Below are 20,033 nucleotides of genomic sequence, written 5' to 3' on the forward strand. Positions count from 1 at the left end.
GGTGATTTTAGATTGCCAGTCTAAAACTAGTCGCAAACATCCAGTCGCAAAGTTAGTGCTAGGCGGCGCAGATCCACTCGACGGCGGCGGCCAGGTTTTCGGCCACATAGTCGGGCTGGGTTTGGTGCTGGTAGGCTCCGGCCAGGACGCGATCGCCATAGCCCGTTTGCACCAGGATGCCTTTGCACCCGGCATTGTGGGCCAGATCTACGTCCGTCGCCTTGTCGCCCACCATGAAGCTGCGGCGAATGTCCAGATGATGCTCCCAGGCGGCGGCGACGAGCATTCCGGTATTGGGCTTGCGCCAGGTTGTCCAGCGGGCAAATTCGGCAACCGTGCCGCCTTCGGGCGGGCTGAGGTCAGGGCAATAGTAAATTGCGTCGAGCCATGCGCCCGCCTCTTCGTGTAGTAGGCGACAGAGGCGTTCGTGCAAGTTATCAACGTGCGATCGGGGATAGTAGCCCCGCGCCGGGCCCGACTGGTTGGACACTAGACAGCAGAACAAACCGTGATCGTTCAGCCGCCGCACTGCCTGCGCCACGCCAGGAATCAGGTTCAGGTTTTCCAGTTCGTAAATGTAGCCCGCTTCGATATTCAGCACGCCGTCGCGGTCGAGGAACACGGCCGGGCGACCATGTTGCAGATCGTTTTGCAGATCGCGCTGTGGGTTTTGCGGTGGATTCTGATCCAAGTTCATGGCGCTTGCTCCCCGTTGCTAAGGTTCCCATGCTACAGGCCCCAAAACCGAATGCGATCGCCCAGCCAGCCCGTTTCCCTAAGCCGCAGGACGGTCTGATTCACCCGCTGCCGCAGGCTTTGATAGCGGTGTCCTCTCGGCATGGCGATCGCCAGCGGTTCCCCCGACAGCCGCTCTGGTAAGACCTGGTAATTGGGGTTGCCCTGGGCCCAGCCAATCAGAACGCTGGCATCGGCGGCGAAGGCGGCGACTTGGTTAGCTTCCATCAGCGTCAGCGCCTCGTGATAGGAACCTACGCCGACCAACTGTGCCTGGGGCAAGCGCGATCGCACGACGGCAATCGTGCTGGAATGGGCAAGAACGGCGATCGCCCGACGGCGCAGGTGGGCCATGCGCTGAATCGTGCTGTCGCGGGTGATCAGCGCGGTTCCATCCAGATAATAGATCTCGCTGAAGTCCACCAGCCGTGCCCGCGAGGCCGTCAGCGTCATGCGGGCGATGACCAGATCCACGTCATCTGCCAGCAGCGCCGCCACTCGCTCTTGATTTGCCACAGGGCGCAGTTCCACCGCGTCGGGACGGCCCAGCAACTCCGTTGCAAGCTGTCGCGCTAGGTCAATTTCCAGCCCTTGCAGCGTGCCTGACGGGTCCTGAAAGCCCAGCGGCGGCAGGTTGTCCTTCACCGCCACAATTAAGTAGCCGCGCCGCCGAATCGTGTCCAGATCCGCCCCATGAGCGAACGGGGGCACAGCACACTGCACCCCCGCCCAAATTCCTAAGATCAAACTCGCAACTCGCAGCTTGATCAAGCGCTTACCTAACCCTTTGCTTTGCTTGCCACTTCGATGACCTTGCCAAAGCCCGCCGGATCGAGAATCGCCATCTGCGCCAGCATCTTGCGGTTGATTTCGATGTTGGCTTTGTGCAGGCTGCCGATGAGCTGGCTATAGCTCATGCCGTGCTGACGGGCGGCGGCGTTGATGCGGGTGATCCAGAGGCGGCGAAAATCGCGCTTCCGCTTGCGGCGATCGCGGTAGGCGTTCCGCAGTGCCTTCATCACCTGTTGGTTTGCAGTGCGAAACAGGGTGGAGTGTGACCCCCGAAAGCCCTTCGCCAGCTTCAAAATCTTCTTCCGGCGCTTCCGCGCCACGTTTCCGCGCTTTACACGAGTCATAATTCAGTCCCTACACTTGGTTAAAAGTTGAGTCGGTCATTGGGCAGCCGCAGGCGGTAGGTGATTCCAGGCCATGCGCCCAACCCTTTGAAAAGAAGCCCAGGTGAAAAGAAGCCCAAGAATAGTGAGTCTCAGGAGATTTGCAAAGTTGGGCGATCGCCCAATTTACCCTCCATCCTTTCTATTCCCTGGCGTTCCATTCCTTAGAGATAAGGCAGCATCAGTTCCACATTTTCTGCGTCGCGCTCATGCACGTCGGCCTTTTGACCTAGGCGGCGCTTGCGGGTTGCGGTCTTGTGCTGCAACAGGTGATTGCGATAGGCCTTGCGGCGGCGGATCTTGCCGCTGCCAGTGCGCTCAAAGCGCTTAGCAGCCGCTTTCCGAGTTTTTAGCTTGGGCATGGTCGTCCTGCCATAAATTTCACACAGTCTACAATTCTACACGGCGAAGCCACCCACTCGCAATTTTTGAGCGTGTTTCGATCCAAAACACATTGCTTCAAGCATTGCGCTTCAAGCATCGTCTACGATCCTGCAATGGTTCAAACGCCGCAAAGTCTCGTTTCCCAGAACCGAAATTCCGCGATACGCTACGCTATTTACTAGGACTTACACTAGGACATCTAAGTTTAAAGTCTAAATAAGGGTGTCATACGGCAGTTCGTAGCTTCATACCCAACTCTTCCAGTCGCGATTGTGTGAATCCCATGAGCCAGACTGTTACCCCGCCCCAGCCCAATCTGGAGAGGTTGCGCCCGAATGGAGGTGCAGCGGCGATCGCCCCTGCCTCTTCCCCGCTCAGCGACTTTCTGCAAGAAACGACCGCATTGACCAAGCGCCTGTTTATCCAGCTCCAGCGCCGCCCCACGACGCTAATCGCCGGATTGATTCAGCCCGTCATGTGGCTGGTGCTGTTTGGGGCGCTGTTTCAAAACGTGCCGCCGGGTCTGTTTGGCGGTAGCGCAAACTATGGGCAGTTCCTTGGTGCAGGCGTGATGGTGTTTACTGCCTTTGGGGGAGCGCTGAATGCGGGCTTGCCCGTCATGTTCGACCGGGAGTTTGGCTTTTTGAATCGGCTGCTGGTGGCTCCGCTGGTGTCGCGGTTTTCCATTGTGGCGGCCTCCGCCATCTTCATCACCACGCTGAGCGTACTGCAAACGGCAGTGATTATCGCCATGAGCGCGTTTCTGGGCGCGGGCTTCCCTGGTGTGGGCGGGCTGGCGCTGGTGGCGGCGATTATCCTGCTGCTGGTGGTGGCGGTGACGGCAATTAGCCTGGGGTTGGCCTTTGCGCTACCGGGGCATATTGAACTAATTGCTGTAATCTTTGTAACCAATCTGCCGCTGCTGTTTGCCAGCACGGCCCTCGCGCCGCTCAGCTTTATGCCGCGCTGGTTGCAGTGGGTGGCTTCGCTAAACCCGCTGAGCTACGCTATCGAACCCATTCGCTACGTGTATAACCACGCGGACTGGTCGCTGGGCAGCGTGGTGATGAATGCGCCGTTTGGCGATGTGACGATGGGCGGAGCGCTGCTAGTGCTGGCGGGCTTTGGCGTGGTGGCGTTGCTGGGCGTGCGATCGCTCCTCAGCCGCAGCTTTGCCTGAGCAGGATGAGGTTCAGCGATACTGTTGATCCTGGTTACGTTAATTCCGGTTAGGGTTTGTTATGATGCCAGGGAGCATTTTCGCCAGGTGTTGCGTCTGAAGTATTCAGTTCTTGAAGGTTTGGTTCTAGAGACGCATCCGAAACCATTGAAAGAAACCATCGAACGAAGACCTATCACCCGCAGGTGTGAAATCTGGAGTAGCAAGTCATGAATTCATTCGTCACCCGCTTAATCTGGCAAGCCGCCTTGGGAACCGCTAGCGCAGCCGTTGTGGTGGCACTGGGCACGAGTCTTGCGTCTGCTCAATCCACTGCTGGCGATCTTGTCACGCCGTCGCAGACTGAAAGCCGAGATCTCTTTTCAGACCGCAACGACAATCCGATGAGCGGTATTCACGACCTGATTCATCAGCTTAACTACGGCTCGATTCGCTCTCCAGAGGAGTTTCGTCGTCAGCAGCAGCAAAATATCAACTCCGCCGCTGAGCAATTTCGGGCACGCCAGCGAGCTATTTTAGAACAGCAGCAGCAACAAGCCCAGCCAGACGCTTTGCCTCCTGCGCCCGCTGCCGCCGAAACGCCAGTTCCTTAGCTGCGGCGTGTGCCCTGGCTGAGCATCCCATTCGCTAGTTTCCCAACTCCAGTCACAGAAGCTTCATAGCAGGTCAATCGCGTGTGAAAGTTCTGTAGGGGCGAGTCCGACAGGCTTTTGGGCGAAAAGAAAACTGAGAACATGAAACTATCCTGACGCACGGACATAGCTTTGATACAGCCGTGTGTGGGTAATTTGCGTATTCTCTGGCATTCCAACCTCGCCGTTTATCGCCTTCTATATGAATCCTGCTGCGGAATCCTGCTATGGCTCGCACTGACGTGCTGGCACGGGGAGTCAACCTGGCCAACTGGTTCTGGTATCCCGATCGAGCGAACCCCAATCCCTATGGCAAGCGCGACTTCGCCCTAATGAGGCGGATGGGTATCACCTACGTGCGGATTCCCATCGACTTTTCGGTGCTGTATAGCGACACCGCACCCAATCGGCTCAATCCTCAGGCTCTCATCCGGCTGAATCGGGCGATCGCCCAGGCGCAGGCGCAAAAGCTCGGCGTAGTGGTCGATTTGCACAGCACGCCGCTGATCGACGGCAGCCAGAATAATTACTCCGCCAGTTTAGAAAATCCGCAATTTCGGCGGATGTTTACGGCATTTTGGCGATCGCTCGCCGCCCATCTACACAAGACGACGAATCCTGACCTGACGTTCATCCAGCCGATGAACGAACCCGTCTTTCGCAGCGATCCCAAAGCCTGGGAGCTGATTCAGCAGGCCCTCTTTCGCAGCATCCGCGAGGTCGCCCCCCAGCACACGCTGATTGCCGTCAGCGCCTTCTGGCAAAATATCTCGACGCTGGTGCAGTTGCAGCCGCTGCCCGACCCAAACGTCATTTACGACTTCCACTTCTACGAGCCATTTATCTTCACGCATCAGGGTGCATCGTGGATTGGCGATGCCTTTGAGAGCAGACTGCGGAATGTCCCCTATCCCGCCAGCCCCAATACCGTGCAATTCCTAGCACAGCAGGTCGGCGACCCGGTAGCGCGGGCGGCGATTTTGGACTATGGGCAACAGCAGTGGGATATTCACAAACTGCGATCGCGCATTGGCGAAGCCGCGCAGTGGGCCCGGCAGAACGGCGTGACGCTGATTTGCACCGAGTTTGGCGTATACGCCGCCAACGTGTCTGCCCTGGATCGCACACGCTGGCTGCGAGACACGCGCACCGTGCTGGAGGAATTTGGCATCGGCTGGGCCTCCTGGGGCTACGTAGACAGCAACTTTGGCTTTGCGGAATGGCAGGGCAACCAGCCGATTCTCGATCGAGAAATCGTCAGAGCCTTGAGCTTGCGGCTGCCGCCTCGTCTGGCAAAAACCGACGTGCTGCTGGGCACTCGATTGGGCAACGTGCTGGTGGGCGACTTCCGCAGCAATCGACTGGACGGGCGCGGCGGCAACGATATCCTGAACGGCGTAGGCGACAGCACCGGGCGCAACAGCGTGGACGTGCTGATTGGCGGAACCGGGCGCGATCGCTTTTGGCTAGGCGATGCCACGATGGCGTTTTATGACGACGGCAAGCCCGACCAGCCAGGACTGAGGGACTACGCCCTGCTCAAAGATTTCAAACCTGGCGAAGATACGATCCAACTCCACGGCAACCGTAGCCAATATCTGCTGGGCGCGTCGCCGATTCGCCGCTTTCGGGGCACGGGCATCTTTTTGGACACCAACGGCAACGGTGCGCTGGATCGCCAGGACGAGTTAATTGCTATTGTGGAGGGAACGCAACGGCTCAATTTGGGAGCCAGCTACTTCAGCTACACCGGAACAGGATGACGACAGTTCCCCACGTTTCGCAAATTTTCATCTATCCGATTAAGTCCCTGGATGGCGTGGGCATTCAGTCTGCGGAGGTGCTGAGGAGTGGCGCGTTGAAGGGCGATCGCCAGTTTGCCCTGTTCGACCAAGCGGGACAGTTTGTGAACGGCAAGCGACACGCAAAAATACACGCTCTCCGGGCCGAGTTTGACCTTGCTGCGAACACGGTTTCGTTCCGAAACTCGGATACAGCCTCGAACGGAAATATCTCGTCCAGCACCTTCCCGCTTGAACCAGAGCAGGAAGATTTAGAAGCATGGCTGAGTGAATACTTTGGCTTTCCGGTTTACCTCCGCCAAAACCTGGAGATGGGTTTTCCAGACGATACGCAGTCGCCGGGCCCAACGATTGTTAGCATGGCCACGCTGGAGGCGATCGCCACCTGGTATCCCGCCTTAACCCCCGCCCTAACCGTAGAGGAAGTTCGCGCCCGCTTCCGCACCAATCTTGAAATTGCAGGTGTGCCCGCCTTTTGGGAAGATCGGCTCTTTGCCCAGGCCGATCAGGCTGTCGCGTTTCAGATTGGCAGCATCCGGCTGCTGGGGGTAAACCCGTGCCAGCGCTGCGTAGTGCCCACGCGCAACTCCAAAACAGGCATTGCCGATCCCGGCTTTCAAAAAATCTTTGTGGCAAAGCGGCAAGAAACGCTGCCAGCCTGGGCCGAGCGATCGCGCTTCAACCATTTCTATCGGCTGACTGTCAACACCCGACTTGCGGAGCCTCACACCGGGGGCGCTGTCTTCACTGGAGATCTGGTTTCACTCGGATAGTGACCTGCATCAGTGACCCGCATCAATGGCTGCTTGCCCTGCGCTAGCGGCTATTTTCCAAAGTTCTGCATCAGACAAGGTACTGCATCATCCATGTCAACTGCATCATCAGTATCAGAAGATAGTCTCTAGATGATCGAGGGCATCCTAGTTGAGGTATGTCCAGCGATGTTTCTGTAGTCAGTCTGTAATTAAGGCATGGCAAAAAGAAAGGTGTAATGAGTTGAGGTGTAATGCTTGACTGATTGATCACATCTGAGATTTCCTCTGAACTTCCCTACCCCAAGCTCTATCCCGGTTCCTCTGCTCCCGTCCTACTACGACGGGGGCGGGGCGAGGGACTTTGTACCCCGGCTCTCAGTCTAGAGTTCTTTTCCCCTGCTGGGAGAAGAAACTTAGGGATAAAGGAAAAAGACTAGTCAATCAGCCAAGCATGTTGAAGAAAGTATATGTTGCACACATTCCGAGCGTGTTTGGCACTGCTCACGAGCGAGAATGAGCAAATGTTGCTAAATCAAATGCTGAATCTAGGTTTCCGCTCTGCCCAGTCTCATCACTGCGCTTGATTACTAAACGTGGAATCTCGTACAGCATTTTCTTGCAAGGCGAGGCATGTGCTAGCTCGAAAAGACAAGGGCTTTTTGTCCCATCTCATCCCTCCTCACTAGCTTCAAAAAATGCGGTATCCAGGCTAAACCCTTACAGCAACTTCAAAAGAATTTTGGCAAGATTTTGGCAGAAACTTTGGCGCTCACTGGCGCTCACTGGCGCTCACTGGCGCTCAATGAAATCTCACATCTAGGCTAAACCCTCACAGCATCAAACCTCCACTATGCCCACACGCTTGTCAAAGTTCTCGATTGCTGGCCAAGGCCGCCGTCAAGGGATTCCCCTAAAGCTCGTGCTAGTCTTGCCCTTTGTGCTGCAAACTTGTGGCGCTGCTGTGCTCATCGGCTACATTGCGCTTAGAAATGAGCAACAGACGGTCAGCAACTTGGTAGCGCAGGTTGCAAACCAAGTTAGTCAGAATGTCGATGCTCAGCTCAGCAGGTACCTCTCTACACCGATGCGGTTGATGCAGATTAACGCACGGGCGATCGCCAACGGTGAGGTTCGGCTAGACGACCCTGCTGCTAGCGGGCGCTACTTTTGGCGACAGGCAAAGACGTTTCCCTCGATTCTCTACACCGGTTTTGCCCGTCTCGATGGTAGCGAGATTGGCGTGAGGCGCTCTGGGCAGGCATTGCTGCTCTATGAAAACAGCCCCCAAGGAACCGCGGCTTTCTACACAGTAGATCTTCAGGGCAACCGCGCTATGCAATTGCAGCAGATGCAATTTAACCCGTTACGCAAGTCTTGGTATTTAGAGGCGATCGCTGCCGGAAAGCCCGTCTGGAGCGGCATCGATTATGCAGACGATCATCCCCTCCCTCTGGACGCTACCGCCGACCAATCTCTTGACGATGAAGCTAACCAAGCCTTTGATCAAAGGGTCAGTTCTCAAGCTCATGAGAAAAACCATTATCCTGCTATGAGTTTAAGCGCGCCTGTATATGATGACAGCCGCAACTTGCTGGGAGTCGCTCACATCGATCTAGACTTAGCGGGAATCAGCGAATTCCTTGGAAGCATCAAGGCCAGTCCATCGGGCCAAATCTTCGTCGTAGAGCGAAACGGTCTGCTAATTGGAAGTTCTAGCCAGGCTCCCATCTTATTAACTAACGGTAGTCAGCCACCACGGCGCATCAATAGCCTAAGCAGTCCAGATCCGAAGATTCGGGCAGTGAGCCAGGCCATCCAGTCACAGCTTGGCAATCTATATGCCATCCGTTCAGCAACTCAAATTGAAGTTGTTGACAACCAGCGCCAGTTTGTCTACGTCAGACCCTGGAGCAATGCCCACGGGCTAGATTGGCTGATGGTGATCGTCCTGCCAAAGTCTGACTTTATGGCAGAAATCAATGCCGAAACTCAACGCAACATTTTTATATGCACCGTTGTACTGTTCATTTCATTGATAATGGGGCTATTAACTTCTCGCTGGATTGCTCGCCCTATTGACTGCCTCAGTCAGGCTAGCCAGCGCATGGCGAGAGGCGATCTCTCCCACCAAGTCGATGCCACCAGCTCGATTTCGATTCAAGAGTTCACCGCGCTGGGTGAGTCGTTTAACTACATGACCACGCAGATTGCTTCTCTAGTTGGTCATTTAGAACATGCTAATGCGGAACTAGAGTGCATTAACGCTGATCTTGAAAATCGGGTAGAGGAGCGCACCGCAGCGCTTCAGCAAACGCTGGCCGAACTGGAGCAAACCCAGGCACAGGTGGTGCAAAGCGAAAAGATGTCTAGCCTAGGGCAGTTGGTGGCTGGCGTGGCCCATGAGATCAATAATCCGGTGAATTTTATCCACGGCAACCTGTCGCCGCTCAAAGAATCGGTTAGCGACCTGCTGAACCTAGTTCAGCTTTACCAGCGTCACTACCCCACGCCACCCCGCGAAATTCAAGAAACCTCCGACGCAATCGACCTGGAATTTTTGCAGCAGGATTTGCCCAACCTGCTGGCCTCTTTGCGGGTTGGGACAGACCGGATTCGGCAGATTGTCCTGTCTTTGCGGAATTTTGCCCGCATGGACGAAGCAGAGTTCAAAACGGTGGATATCCATGAGGGCATTGACAGCACGCTGTTGATTTTGGAGCATCGCCTCAAGGCAAAGGGAAATCGACCCGCCATCCAGGTGATCAAGCATTATGCCGACTTGCCAGATGTGGAATGCTATCCAGGTTCCTTGAATCAGGTCTTAATGAATATTTTGGCGAACGCCATTGATGCTCTAGAAGCCAAGGATGCAGACCGGACAAAGGAAGAAATACAGCAAGATCCTAGCCGTATTGAGGTTTCTACGGCGCTGGTCGATGCTGACTGGGTGGAAATTGCGATCGCCGATAATGGCGACGGCATTCCTCAGGAGGTTCAGCGCCAGATTTTTGATCCGTTTTTTACGACCAAGCCTGTGGGCAAAGGAACTGGGATGGGCCTATCGATTAGCTATCAGATCATTACCGGAAAGCACCGGGGCGCACTGGAATGCTTCTCGACTCCGGGGGAAGGCACTCGCTTTGTGATTCGCATTCCCCGTTCTCAGCAAAGCCCTGAACCGAACGGCTCAGCAGGGATGCTGCAAGCCGAGCCAGTGGCAGGATAGGGAAGAATGGCGGCTGCTCAATAATGCTTGCGCCTGCATGATTTCCTGCGTCTATAGGATGAATTCCTGGGTCTATATGCCAAATTACCTACCCGACGACAACAGGGAGTAAAAATGCCCGACAGGCCCCTGCCCGTGCCCGATGCGGAGGGAGTGCTGGAGCGCATGGGTGACATAATCCTTTGCGTGCTGCACAGCAGAAAACAGGTCACGACCGAGGGCAAGATTTGCGGCGATCGCCGCCGATAGGGTGCAGCCTGTACCGTGGGTGTCGGTGGTGTGGACGGTCTGGGTTTGCAGCACCGCCAACTGCGTCCCGTCGGCAAACACATCCACACCGCGCAACTCGCCCGTCATGCCGCCGCCCTTGACCAGCACTGCACCGGGCTGGTGCGTTTGCAAGATGCGCTCGGCGGCCTGCTTCATATCGTCCAGCGTGTGAATTTCCAGGTCGGCCAGAATTTGCGCTTCGTAGCGGTTGGGCGTGGTCAGGCGGGCTTTGGGCAAGAGGTCGGTGCAAAGAAGGGCGATCGCCTCGTCGGCAATCAACTGCGCCCCCGTGCGAGACACCATCACCGGATCGACCACCAGATTCGGCAATGGCAACTCTTCGGCTTGCTGCGCTACGGCGGCAATGATCTCGCGGTTCAGCAGCATCCCCGTTTTCACAGCCTGTACACCAATATCCCCCGCTACTGCGGCAATTTGGGCGACCACAGCCTCCGGAGGCAGCGCGTCCACCCGCGTCACGCCCTGCGTATTTTGGGCCGTGATGCAGGTCAAGGCGCTGGTGCCGTGGACTTGGTGGAACGCGAAGGTTCGTAAATCAGCCTGAATTCCTGCGCCGCCCCCGCTGTCTGAGCCAGCAATCGTCAGGGCAATGGGGATGGAGAGATCGGGGACTGTAGACATTCGAGACGTAAGTCGAAGACGATTGGGAGGAACTGTAGGAGCAAATTGCTGGGGCAGCCTCTGTTACCTCACTGCCCCGCGACTTTCTCGCCTCATCCCATCATCTCATTCTCTCCCGCACCCTGCGATAGATCAGTATCGAACCAACACCTGCGCTGCTGCCTGGTTTACACAGCAGATTGCAAATTTATCGACCCAGCCGCCTGCTCAAGATCCCTCATAAAAAGATCCCTCATAAAATGGGGGAAATCGAGTGTTAAGCCCTATGCCTGCGGACTTTACTGATCCTTCTGCTCACCGCGCCTCAGACCGTTCCCCCTCAGACCGATCCCCTTCAGACGCTTCTCTAGACAGCGCCATGCCGCTCCACGCCGACCCCGATGTCATCTGGGTGGTCACAGAAGCGCCTGCCTCGCCTAATATCCAAACCGACGGGCAGCGCGGCGGCTGGGGCAACAATCCCTTTGGCGAACCTGGTTTTGCAGGACGCACTCAGCGCACGCCCGTTTCCACAGACGCGCTGGAGCAAAATATGTCGAGCTTCTTGTCGCGTATGGGGCGCGTGCTGAGTCGGGCCCGCCAGAGCGCAACAGAGGTGGCAGGCATGGAGCTAGAGGAAATTGTGCTGTCGGTGGAGGTGAGTGGCGAGGGCCAGGTGAACCTGCTGGGCACGGGTGGACGGCTGGGTACTAGCGGCGGCATCACGCTGACCTTTCGAGCAAAGCTCTCTGCCTGAGATTTGCCGGACTTGGCTGAACGGGTCGGGTTTGGATTGGGCGGACGAAGGGCGATTGCCCCAATCATCCCGCTAAACTGCACGCCAATCAAAACTGCGGCCAAAAATTTCTGGAATCTCTAAGATTCGCTATGTTATCTACAAGGGATCTTGCGACCAGTTTGAAGCCCGGAAGCAGCCATCAGAGATCAAAAAAGTAGGGCTATGGGGCTATTTGGGGCTGATTTGCGGCTTCATCGGCGGGCATATCCTGAGTTTCGATTTTTGCTTTTGACTCAATTCGCCTTGGTTTTTCTCTAGTCTTTCAAGCTAGTCTTTCAAGGTTCTCCGGAGTTCGCCTTTCTCCCGCTCATCCTTTTATAACTGCGTTGCTCTGTCAGGAACGTCAACGTGACTCAATCGCCGCCGCCCACACCACCCAAGACCCTGCTCACGACGATTACGCGGGCAGTGCAGCAAGCTAGGGTGAATTTTTCTCGGCTGAAGCTGAAGCCCAATGCGCGAGTGCCGGAACTGTGGGTGCAAGACCCAGAGAGCGGCAGCCCTAATCCTGAGACCTATCCTCTGCTGGGCGATCGCTACCTGCTGGGGCGCAGTTCTCGTTCTTGCGACATAGTGGTGCGAAACCCGGTCGTCAGCCAGATGCACCTGTCCCTGACCCGCGACAGCCGCCGGGGCAAATATGCCTTCGTGCTGAAGGATGAAAACTCCACCAACGGCATCTATCGGGGCAAGCGACGGCTGACGAAGATACCCCTACGGCATGGCGACGTGTTTACGCTGGGGCCGCCAGATCTAGCCTCTGCGGTGCGGATTCAGTATGTCGATCCGCCGCCTGTCTACGTCAAAGCAGCCCGCTACGGCATGTATGGCTTTACAGGGCTAACGGCGCTGACGGCGCTGTGGATTGGGCTGGAGTGGCAGAAGTTTTCGGTGCGTCCATTGCCTGCCTCGGTGCAGGGGCCAGTCATGGTGATGGCTCGCGATGGGGTAACACCGCTCACGCCGACTCGCGCCCGCGCCCACACGACGGGCGATCGCCTCTCCGATTTTTCACGCTATCTGCCCGACGCGCTCATTGCCTCCGAAGATAGCCGCTATTACTGGCATCTGGGCATCGACCCAATCGGCATCCTGCGGGCCCTGGTCACCAACATCCTCGGCGGCGGCATCCGCGAAGGCGGCAGCACCCTCACCCAGCAGCTTGCCCGCAATATCTTTCGGGATTACGTCGGCACGTCCGATTCCGCTGGACGCAAGCTGCGGGAAGCCGTCGTCGCCCTCAAGCTGGAGACGTTCTACAGCAAAGACTTTTTGATACTGGAATATCTCAACCGGGTCTATCTCGGCAACGGCACCTACGGCTTTGAAGATGCCTCACAGTATTACTTTGGTAAGCCTGCCAAGGAACTGACGCTTTCGGAAGCGGCGACGCTGGTGGGGATCTTGCCCGCGCCAAACAGCTTTAACCCAGTGCAGGACTATGAAACGGCGGTGCAATTGCGCGATCGCGTCATCAACCGCATGGCCGCCCAAGGCAAAATCAGCCTAGAAGAGGCAGAACGGGCCCGGCGATCGCGCATCGAAATCAACCCCGAAACCCTGGAAGAACTTCGCAGCAGCATCGCCCCCTACTTTACTAGCTATGTCTTCAGCGAGCTAGAGGAACTCCTCGGCAGCCAGTTGGCCCAGGAGGGCAACTTTGTGGTCGAAAGCAGCCTCGATCCGGGCTATCAGCGCGAAGCCGAACGGCTCCTCCGCAGCACGGTCGAATCCGTTGGCGCAGGCTCCGGCTTTTCTCAGGGCGCACTGGTTACGCTGGACAGCCGCACGGGCGAAGTGCTGGCGCTGGTGGGCGGTGTAGACTTTCAAGAGAGCCAGTTCAACCGAGCCACCCAGGCGCTACGACAGCCAGGGTCTACCTTCAAAGCCTTCGCCTATACCGCCGCCCTGGAGCAAGGCATTTCGCCCTACACCGCCTTTTCTTGCGAACCGATGACCTGGCAGGGGCAATCCTTTCGCGGCTGCGAACGCACCAGCAGCGGCAGTGCGGACATGTATACGGGCATGGCGCTGTCGGAAAATGTGATCGCGCTGCGGGTGGGGCGCGAGGCCGGACTGAATAACATCGTGGAGACGGCCCGCCGCATGGGCATCACCTCGCCGCTGAACCCTGTGCCTGGCCTGGTGCTGGGGCAGAGCGAAGTGACGCTCCTGGAGCTAACTGGGGCCTACGCTGTGCTGGCGAATCAGGGCGTTCGCAATCGCCCCCATGCGGTGCAGCGCATCCTCGACAGCAGCGATTGCGCTGATCCCAACGATGTGCAAAGCTGCCGCGTGATTTACGACGCTAGCAAAACGCCCCAGGCGAATACAGCCGTGCTGCCTGCCGACATTGCTCGCACCATGACCGACCTGCTGCAAGGCGTGGTGTCCAACGGCACGGGTCGTGCGGCCTATCTGGGACTGGGCGAAGCGGGGAAAACGGGCACGAATAACGACAACCGCGACCTCTGGTTTGTGGGCTATGTGCCCAGCCGCCAGATCGCCACCGGAATTTGGTTTGGCAACGACGACAACTCGCCCACCGGGGGCAGCAGCAGCCAGGCCGCCCAGCTTTGGGGCGACTACATGGGGCGGATTATTCGATAGGCAGGAGTCGAGGCCGCCTGCTGGGGGCAAAAAGCTGGATATCCTGGTAATGGAGACCAGCGAGGACGCAGCTATGACAGAGCAAGGGCAGGGGAGCGCATCGGGAATGCCTGAGACGCTCACGATCGCCGTGGTGGGAGATGTGCATGACCAGTGGGACGCGCAGGACGAGCGGGCGCTGCGGCGGCTGGGGGTGGATCTGGTGCTGCTGGTGGGGGATTTTGGCAACGAGGCGGTGGGCATTGTGCGGGCGATCGCCGCGATGTCGATTCCCAAAGCCGTCATCCTCGGCAACCACGATGCCTGGTACACCGCCACCGACTGGGGCCGCAGCAAGTGCCCCTACGATCCTAAGGTAGAAGACCGCGTGCAGCAGCAGCTAGACCTGCTGGGCGAAACCCATGTGGGCTACGGCTATTTGGACTTTCCTGGGCTGGGGCTATCGGTCGTCGGCGGGCGACCCTTTAGCTGGGGCGGTTCCCAGTGGAAAAATGAAGATTTCTATGCCAGCCGCTACGGGGTTCGCAGTTTCCAGGAATCTACCGAGCGCATTGTTGCTGCGGCGCAGGCTGCGGCCCATGACACCATTCTGTTCATTGGTCACTGTGGCCCTCTGGGATTGGGCAGCGCCCCAGAAGATCCCTGCGGCAAAGACTGGAAACCCATCGGCGGCGACCACGGTGATCCGGATCTGGCAGCGGCGATCGCCCACACCCGCACCCTCGGCAAGTCCGTTCCCTTGGTCGCCTTTGGGCACATGCACCACTCCCTGCGCCACACCAAAACCCAGCTTCGCCGCCCGCTGCATGTTGACCCGGCTGGCACGGTCTACCTGAATGCCGCCTGCGTGCCCCGGATCGTGTCTACAGAAGAGGATTGCCTGCGAAACTTTTCGCTGGTTACGCTGCGGCGCGGCGAAGTCTTCCAGACCTCGCTAGTTTGGCTCAATCAGGACTGCGCGATTCATTCTAAGCAGGTGTTTTATCAGCAAAACGCCCCTGCCATTGAAGAACGAGAAGAATCGGAGGCGATCGCCTGACGGCCCAAACCCCGCTCACCTGGCCCCTCAAGAGAAAGATTTCAGCCCTGAAACTGGACTCCTGAACCCTGATTTCTAAACCTCTATGTCTCGCGCTCAGCCCATCCCCACCGACCAAATCTGGCGCTTTAGCCGCAGCGGCCTTGCCCAGGTTCAATCGATCGATCGCCAAATCGAGATACAGGTGGGCGATCGCTGGATTCAGCACCAGGCGCATCAAAATCGCTATCGCGGTCGGGTGATGGTGCGGTTTGCCAGTGCAGATGGCGCAAAAGCGGCGATCGCCCCGGCGATTGGACTGGTGCTAGAAGGCGCGTTTCCGGTGCGTGGTTCAGTGCTATCGCAACTGCCAGACCCCAATCCCGACTTCGCGGGCGGCATTTTGGTGCAGCTAGAGGTGCCCGTGGTGGCCTGGGGCCAGGCGATCGCCCCCGATCATCACCTGCTCGTTACTTGGTACGTCTCCGAAGACCCCGCCTATCGCACCAATCCGCTCTACCAGATCTTTCTCCAGGCAAATCACGAAGCCACCGCCCAGAGTCAAGATCTCCTGCGCCCCCGCCCCCGTCCACCCGCCTGCGAAGGCTGCATCCACTACCACGGCTATGCCTACGAGGGCAGCACAGGCATCCACTGGCTCTGCTGCGGTCTGCATCCCAGCGGGCCAGCGGGTGGGGTGTGTGGGGATTGGTGTGGGGACAAGGGGAAAGAGGGCGTGAAGGCGTGAGATCAGTGGGAGACCGGTTGCGCTGTTGTCCCATCACGCCCGCGGCGGCTGAAACTGGTACAAATCCTCAATGACCCGTGTCCAACTTTGCACCAGAGATTCCAGGATGCGATCGCCCTTTTCCCGCGTCGCAGCGGTGGGGTCGCCGAGGGTGCCGCTCTGGCTGAGGTCGCGAGTGACCCAAGAAAAGGGGAGGTCGCCCTCCATGCTCAGCAGGCTGTTTTGGGGTAAATTGGCAGGGTATTCCGGCACCGCCCGGTCAAGCTGCACCTGGTCAGGCAACAGCGACAGCAGCAGGCTGGTTTCGGCATCGCCCGCGTGAATGCCGTATTCCAACTCCTTGGGCGTGAGCAGGTCGGGCGCAACATTAGGCACCCGCCAGACAAACAGGGGAAACACCCAAAAGTCGCCATACTTCTGGTGTAGATCCCGCGCCACGATCTCGATGACCTGGGGCTGCCCGCCGTGGGCATTGACGATCGCCCATTTACGGAAGCCTGCCCGATACACACTCTCGCCGACCTCCGTCAGCACGGCAATCAGCGTTTGGGCGCTGAGGGTGATCGTGCCCGGAAAGTGCCAGTGTTCGTTAGACTTGCCATAATAGAGAGTCGGCAGTGCATAGGCTGGAATGCTGGGCGACAGTTGCGAAAGCGCCTTGCCCACAACGGCAGTGGCGATCGCTGCATCCACCACTAGCGGCAAATGCGGTCCGTGCTGCTCGATCGCCCCAATTGGCTGCAAAATCACCGCTTGCTCTGGATGGGGCATTTGCTGAATATCTGTCCAGGTGAGGTATGGGAAAAAGCGGTCTGGCGGAATGTAGCTATGCATAGGAGTCAAGTTGCAGAGTCAAGTTGCAGAATCAAGTTGCAGAATTAGGAGTCAATAGATTCCGTCTAGGATAAAAAGATACGTACTGAAGGAAAAAGCCCCAGAGAATCCACAGGTGGGCGATCGCCCATTTGCCTGAAATCAGGCAAACCCGATTGAATGGTGTAAAAGCGATTTTAGGAAAAGCGATTTCAGGATCAGTGCCGCCGATCAGAGTTGGTTTTCAGAGCCAGTTTTTTAGAGCCAGTCTTTCAAAACGCACTCTGCAACTTACGGAAGTCTCTCTGCAATCTATAAAGCCGACATCGACGGTTGATCTAAGATTGCCTTAAATTAGGTTAAGTCGGGGGCATCTTCAGTCATCTCTACACTCTCAACCCATTTGCCCTCGAGGTAAATTTGCGCCAAACGTCTCAGATGCTAGGTCGGGCGATGTCTCCGGCAGTTAAAAACTTCGTCAGACCAGTGAGCCTGCGCGTAAAGCTACTGGTGGGTTTTAGCGTGGTGTTTAGCCTGGTGTTTGCTGGAGCCTTCTACTGGTTCTATTCCTACACAACCGAAAAGGTCGTTGCTCGCCTGCGGGCCGACATGCGCTCTACGCTCATCGGGGCCCTATCGGGCGTAAACCCAGATGACTTGCTGGGCCTCTACGCTGAAGGACAGCGCAATGCTGAGGGCTTTTCGGACGACCCCCGCTACCTAAGCCAGCTTGCCTGGTTTGAGACAGTTCAAAATATCGAGCCGAGGGTCTGGCTCTACTCTTACATTATTGGCAATGCCGACACCAATCGCCGCGTTGGCCTACCCGCCGTTGGCCCTGGCGAGAGAGAAATTATTTATCTGGTAGACCTCTGGGCGCTGAATGACCCCACCAAGGCAGCCAAGTTTCTAGAATCTGACCACGTAGGGCTACTGGCTCGGCGTATCGAGCTGCAAGGCGGCATTCAGGAAAGCGACAAAATCTACACCGACCGATGGGGCACCTGGATTTCTGCTGCTGCCCCGGTCAAGAGCCAGCAGAACGACGTGATTGTCGTTGTAGGGCTAGATATCGACGCTCAATACGTCCGGCTGCTGCAACAGGCCATTCGCAACCGCATGTTATTTGCCTTTATCATCACCTATGCAGTCTTTTTTGTGCTGATTTACATGCTGTCGGGCATATTGACTCGGCAACTGGCTAGCCTGACCCAGTCTGCCCAGCAAATTGCCAGCGGCGACTATAGCCTAGACCTGTCCTTTGCCGAAAAAAATCCTTTTCCCGATGAGATGACGACGCTGGCGGAAGTGTTCAAAAGCATGGTGAACAGCATCCGCATCCGCGAACAGATGATTCGGGAAGGCAAGCGCACCGAAGATGAAATTCGACTGGCGCTCAAAGAAGAGCGAGAGCTGAGTGAGCTAAAGTCGCGATTTGTGTCGATGGTGTCGCACGAACTGCGAACGCCCCTCACCGTCTTACGTACGTCGCTGGAACTGCTGGAACGATACGGGCATGTTGCGCCTGAGGAAAAGCGCGAGAAATATTTCCAGCGGAGCCGTGCCGCCATTACCACAATGAATCAACTGATTGAGGATGTGTTGGTTAGCGCCAAGGCGGAGGCCGGTCGGCTGGAGTTTAGCCCCAGTTGGATCGATCTGAAGTTGTTTTGTCACGATGTCGTGGAAGAGATGCGGATGAGCATTGGCGCATCCCATAAGATCGTGCTGAATTGCTACGGCTCCTGCGAACTGGTGTATCTCGATCCCAAGCTCCTCAGATCCATTCTGAGCAATTTGATCTCCAACGCGGTGAAATATTCCCTGGCGGGCGGAGTGGTGGAATTTGACCTGTCCTGTTTTGATCAGGTGGCGACGTTTGAAATTCGTGACTATGGCATTGGCATCCCAGATGAAGATCAGCCCCGCTTGTTTCGGCTGTTTCACCGGGCCAGCAATGTGAACGCCATTCGCGGCACGGGTCTGGGGCTGGCGATTGTGTATCAATGTGTGTTGCAGCACCAGGGCGAAATCTACTTTACCAGTTGCGAGGGCGTGGGCACGTCGTTTGTGGTGAAGCTGCCGTTGACGCTGGGCAGCCGCACCGAGCACCTGTCGCCGGAGTCGGTATAGCGAATGTTTGAGTGATGCAAACCAAGCCAGACCTGCGATCGCCCGCTAATCGTGCCCTAGACCTGTCTCGCGCCTTTTGGTGGGTGGGCTTGCTGAGTGTGCTGCTGCAAATGGGGTTGGGTGCGGCGGCGGTGGCGGCACTGGTGTCTGCGTCCCGGTCTAATCTGGTGCTGGATGAGCCGCCCGTGCGGGGCATTGGTATTGGCATTTTTTGGGCGGTGTGTGGCTGTGTGCTGCTGCTGGTGGCGATCGCCAATGCCTTTCGCTACATTCGCATTTCCCAGCGTCTCCGCCGACTCGACCTGGAACAACACCCCAAAACCATTACCCTAGTCAGACTGCTGCGTGTGGGCATTGTGCTGGGCTTGGTCGGAGCGCTGGTCACGCTGGTTGGCGCAGAGGTCAGCATCGCAACGCTGATGACCCAGGCTGAAACCTCATCTGCTTTGGCAAACACTCAGGGATTTGTGCGAATCCTCAACCTGCAAGTAGTAGCGGCAAACCTGCACCTAGTCGCCGCCCATTTTGCCGGGCTGACCCTCTCCCTAGGACTCTACGACTGGTTCCGGCGACAGTAGATCCGGACAGGGTAGGTTTCGGATGCAGTAGATTCGGACAGAAGAATCTACTAACCAATCGTCACCAATAACCAATCGTCACCCAAATCTGCTGGTGCAAACGCCTAATGTAGGCCTAATACAAATCCGCCTCAATACAAATCCGCCTCAAGCTGTCCTACAGGAATAAAGCACTCCTGCGGCAACAGAATGGGCTTCCCAGAAAAAATCAGCTTGCCCCGGTGCGTAAAGCGGTCAATCGCAATGCCAATCGGACGCTGCACCTGATCGGGATGCACTTCGTAGTAGGTGCGATAGATGTGGCGGGCGGCTTGCAGCAGCGAAGGGTCGAGCAGTGCCGAAAAGTCAATCTGTTCGGGGCGATCGGCAACCCGCGTGTCTACAAAAGGCGTGCTAGAAGGCGTGCTGCGAGTAGAGGACTGTTGCGACGTGTACACCAAAACTTTCTCCCGGTGGTTTTCTGAATTTTCCCTGAGCAGTGGGCAAGCTAAAAGCGAATAGGACGGGAACAGGTGGATTGAACCAATGGCTTATCACGGTTCATCACGGCTTAT

Annotated in this window: 17 protein-coding genes and 1 pseudogene; 11 read left to right on the top strand and 7 right to left on the bottom strand. The window is 57.0% G+C overall.

Features of this window, described 5'->3' with window-relative positions; all coding sequences use genetic code 11:
• Nucleotides 1-58 precede the first annotated feature (58 nt).
• From JTM80_RS08490 to rpmI, 4 genes are all read right to left on the bottom strand, one after another.
• Nucleotides 59-697, bottom strand: coding sequence for an HAD-IIIA family hydrolase (locus tag JTM80_RS08490; RefSeq protein WP_205370981.1), 639 nt, complete (start codon nt 695-697; stop codon nt 59-61).
• Nucleotides 698-729: 32 nt separating this feature from the next.
• A complete protein-coding gene (locus JTM80_RS08495; RefSeq protein ID WP_225906802.1) occupies nt 730-1,446 on the bottom strand; it encodes a transporter substrate-binding domain-containing protein in 717 nt (238 codons plus the stop codon).
• Between the two features lie 68 nt (nt 1,447-1,514).
• Nucleotides 1,515-1,871 carry a 50S ribosomal protein L20 gene (rplT, locus tag JTM80_RS08500; RefSeq protein WP_068510159.1) on the bottom strand — a complete coding sequence of 119 codons (357 nt, stop codon included), beginning with the start codon at nt 1,869-1,871 and terminating at the stop codon, nt 1,515-1,517.
• 203 nt (nt 1,872-2,074) lie between these two features.
• Nucleotides 2,075-2,272 (bottom strand): 50S ribosomal protein L35, encoded by a 198-nt coding sequence (gene rpmI / locus JTM80_RS08505; RefSeq protein WP_172358485.1) that lies wholly within the window; start codon nt 2,270-2,272, stop codon nt 2,075-2,077.
• Between the two features lie 305 nt (nt 2,273-2,577).
• Here rpmI and JTM80_RS08510 point away from each other — a divergent pair, with 305 nt between their 5' ends.
• The 5 genes and pseudogenes from JTM80_RS08510 to JTM80_RS23585 all read left to right on the top strand — a co-directional run.
• Entirely contained in the window at nt 2,578-3,474 is an 897-nt protein-coding gene (locus JTM80_RS08510) for an ABC transporter permease (protein WP_172358484.1), read from the top strand.
• A gap of 209 nt (nt 3,475-3,683) precedes the next feature.
• Entirely contained in the window at nt 3,684-4,067 is a 384-nt protein-coding gene (locus JTM80_RS08515) for a hypothetical protein (protein WP_172358483.1), read from the top strand.
• 266 nt (nt 4,068-4,333) lie between these two features.
• Nucleotides 4,334-5,869, top strand: a complete 1,536-nt coding sequence (locus tag JTM80_RS08520; protein WP_205370982.1) for a cellulase family glycosylhydrolase — start codon at nt 4,334-4,336, stop codon at nt 5,867-5,869.
• On the top strand, nt 5,866-6,681 hold the full coding sequence (locus JTM80_RS08525) for an MOSC domain-containing protein (protein ID WP_205370983.1): 816 nt from the start codon (nt 5,866-5,868) through the stop codon (nt 6,679-6,681). The genes JTM80_RS08520 and JTM80_RS08525 overlap by 4 nt, the downstream gene beginning before the upstream one ends.
• 2,086 nt (nt 6,682-8,767) lie before the next feature.
• Nucleotides 8,768-9,766, top strand: a pseudogene (locus tag JTM80_RS23585) (ATP-binding protein); the annotation flags it as partial.
• 207 nt (nt 9,767-9,973) lie between these two features.
• Here the strand turns inward: JTM80_RS23585 and thiD are convergent.
• A complete protein-coding gene (gene thiD / locus JTM80_RS08535) occupies nt 9,974-10,801 on the bottom strand; it encodes a bifunctional hydroxymethylpyrimidine kinase/phosphomethylpyrimidine kinase (protein ID WP_172358479.1) in 828 nt (275 codons plus the stop codon).
• A gap of 265 nt (nt 10,802-11,066) precedes the next feature.
• Here thiD and JTM80_RS08540 point away from each other — a divergent pair, with 265 nt between their 5' ends.
• The 4 genes from JTM80_RS08540 to JTM80_RS08555 all read left to right on the top strand — a co-directional run bounded on the left by JTM80_RS08540 (nt 11,067) and on the right by JTM80_RS08555 (nt 15,955).
• Nucleotides 11,067-11,537, top strand: coding sequence for a hypothetical protein (locus JTM80_RS08540; protein WP_205370986.1), 471 nt, complete (start codon nt 11,067-11,069; stop codon nt 11,535-11,537).
• A 390-nt stretch (nt 11,538-11,927) separates the two neighbouring features.
• On the top strand, nt 11,928-14,189 hold the full coding sequence (locus JTM80_RS08545; protein WP_205370989.1) for a PBP1A family penicillin-binding protein: 2,262 nt from the start codon (nt 11,928-11,930) through the stop codon (nt 14,187-14,189).
• Nucleotides 14,190-14,295: 106 nt separating this feature from the next.
• On the top strand, nt 14,296-15,228 hold the full coding sequence (locus JTM80_RS08550; protein ID WP_225906803.1) for a TIGR04168 family protein: 933 nt from the start codon (nt 14,296-14,298) through the stop codon (nt 15,226-15,228).
• 85 nt (nt 15,229-15,313) lie between these two features.
• Nucleotides 15,314-15,955, top strand: a complete 642-nt coding sequence (locus JTM80_RS08555; RefSeq protein ID WP_205370993.1) for a hypothetical protein — start codon at nt 15,314-15,316, stop codon at nt 15,953-15,955.
• Nucleotides 15,956-15,988: 33 nt separating this feature from the next.
• Here JTM80_RS08555 and JTM80_RS08560 read toward each other — a convergent pair whose 3' ends face one another.
• Nucleotides 15,989-16,789, bottom strand: a complete 801-nt coding sequence (locus tag JTM80_RS08560) for a creatininase family protein (RefSeq protein WP_172358474.1) — start codon at nt 16,787-16,789, stop codon at nt 15,989-15,991.
• A 432-nt stretch (nt 16,790-17,221) separates the two neighbouring features.
• Between JTM80_RS08560 and JTM80_RS08565 the strand changes: the two genes are divergently transcribed.
• Together JTM80_RS08565 and JTM80_RS08570 are read left to right on the top strand one after the other, a co-directional pair.
• Nucleotides 17,222-18,901: a HAMP domain-containing sensor histidine kinase gene (locus tag JTM80_RS08565; RefSeq protein ID WP_205370994.1), complete on the top strand. Its 1,680-nt coding sequence runs from the start codon at nt 17,222-17,224 to the stop codon at nt 18,899-18,901.
• 14 nt (nt 18,902-18,915) lie between these two features.
• Nucleotides 18,916-19,479, top strand: a complete 564-nt coding sequence (locus JTM80_RS08570) for a DUF3611 family protein (protein ID WP_172358472.1) — start codon at nt 18,916-18,918, stop codon at nt 19,477-19,479.
• Nucleotides 19,480-19,610: 131 nt separating this feature from the next.
• Here JTM80_RS08570 and JTM80_RS08575 read toward each other — a convergent pair whose 3' ends face one another.
• Complete coding sequence (locus JTM80_RS08575; protein WP_068516326.1) at nt 19,611-19,829, bottom strand: hypothetical protein; 219 nt, start codon at nt 19,827-19,829, stop codon at nt 19,611-19,613.
• Nucleotides 19,830-20,033 lie beyond the last annotated feature (204 nt).

Origin of the sequence: Thermoleptolyngbya sp. PKUAC-SCTB121 (genome assembly GCF_016919485.1) — a bacterium.
Lineage (GTDB): Bacteria > Cyanobacteriota > Cyanobacteriia > Elainellales > Elainellaceae > Thermoleptolyngbya > Thermoleptolyngbya sichuanensis.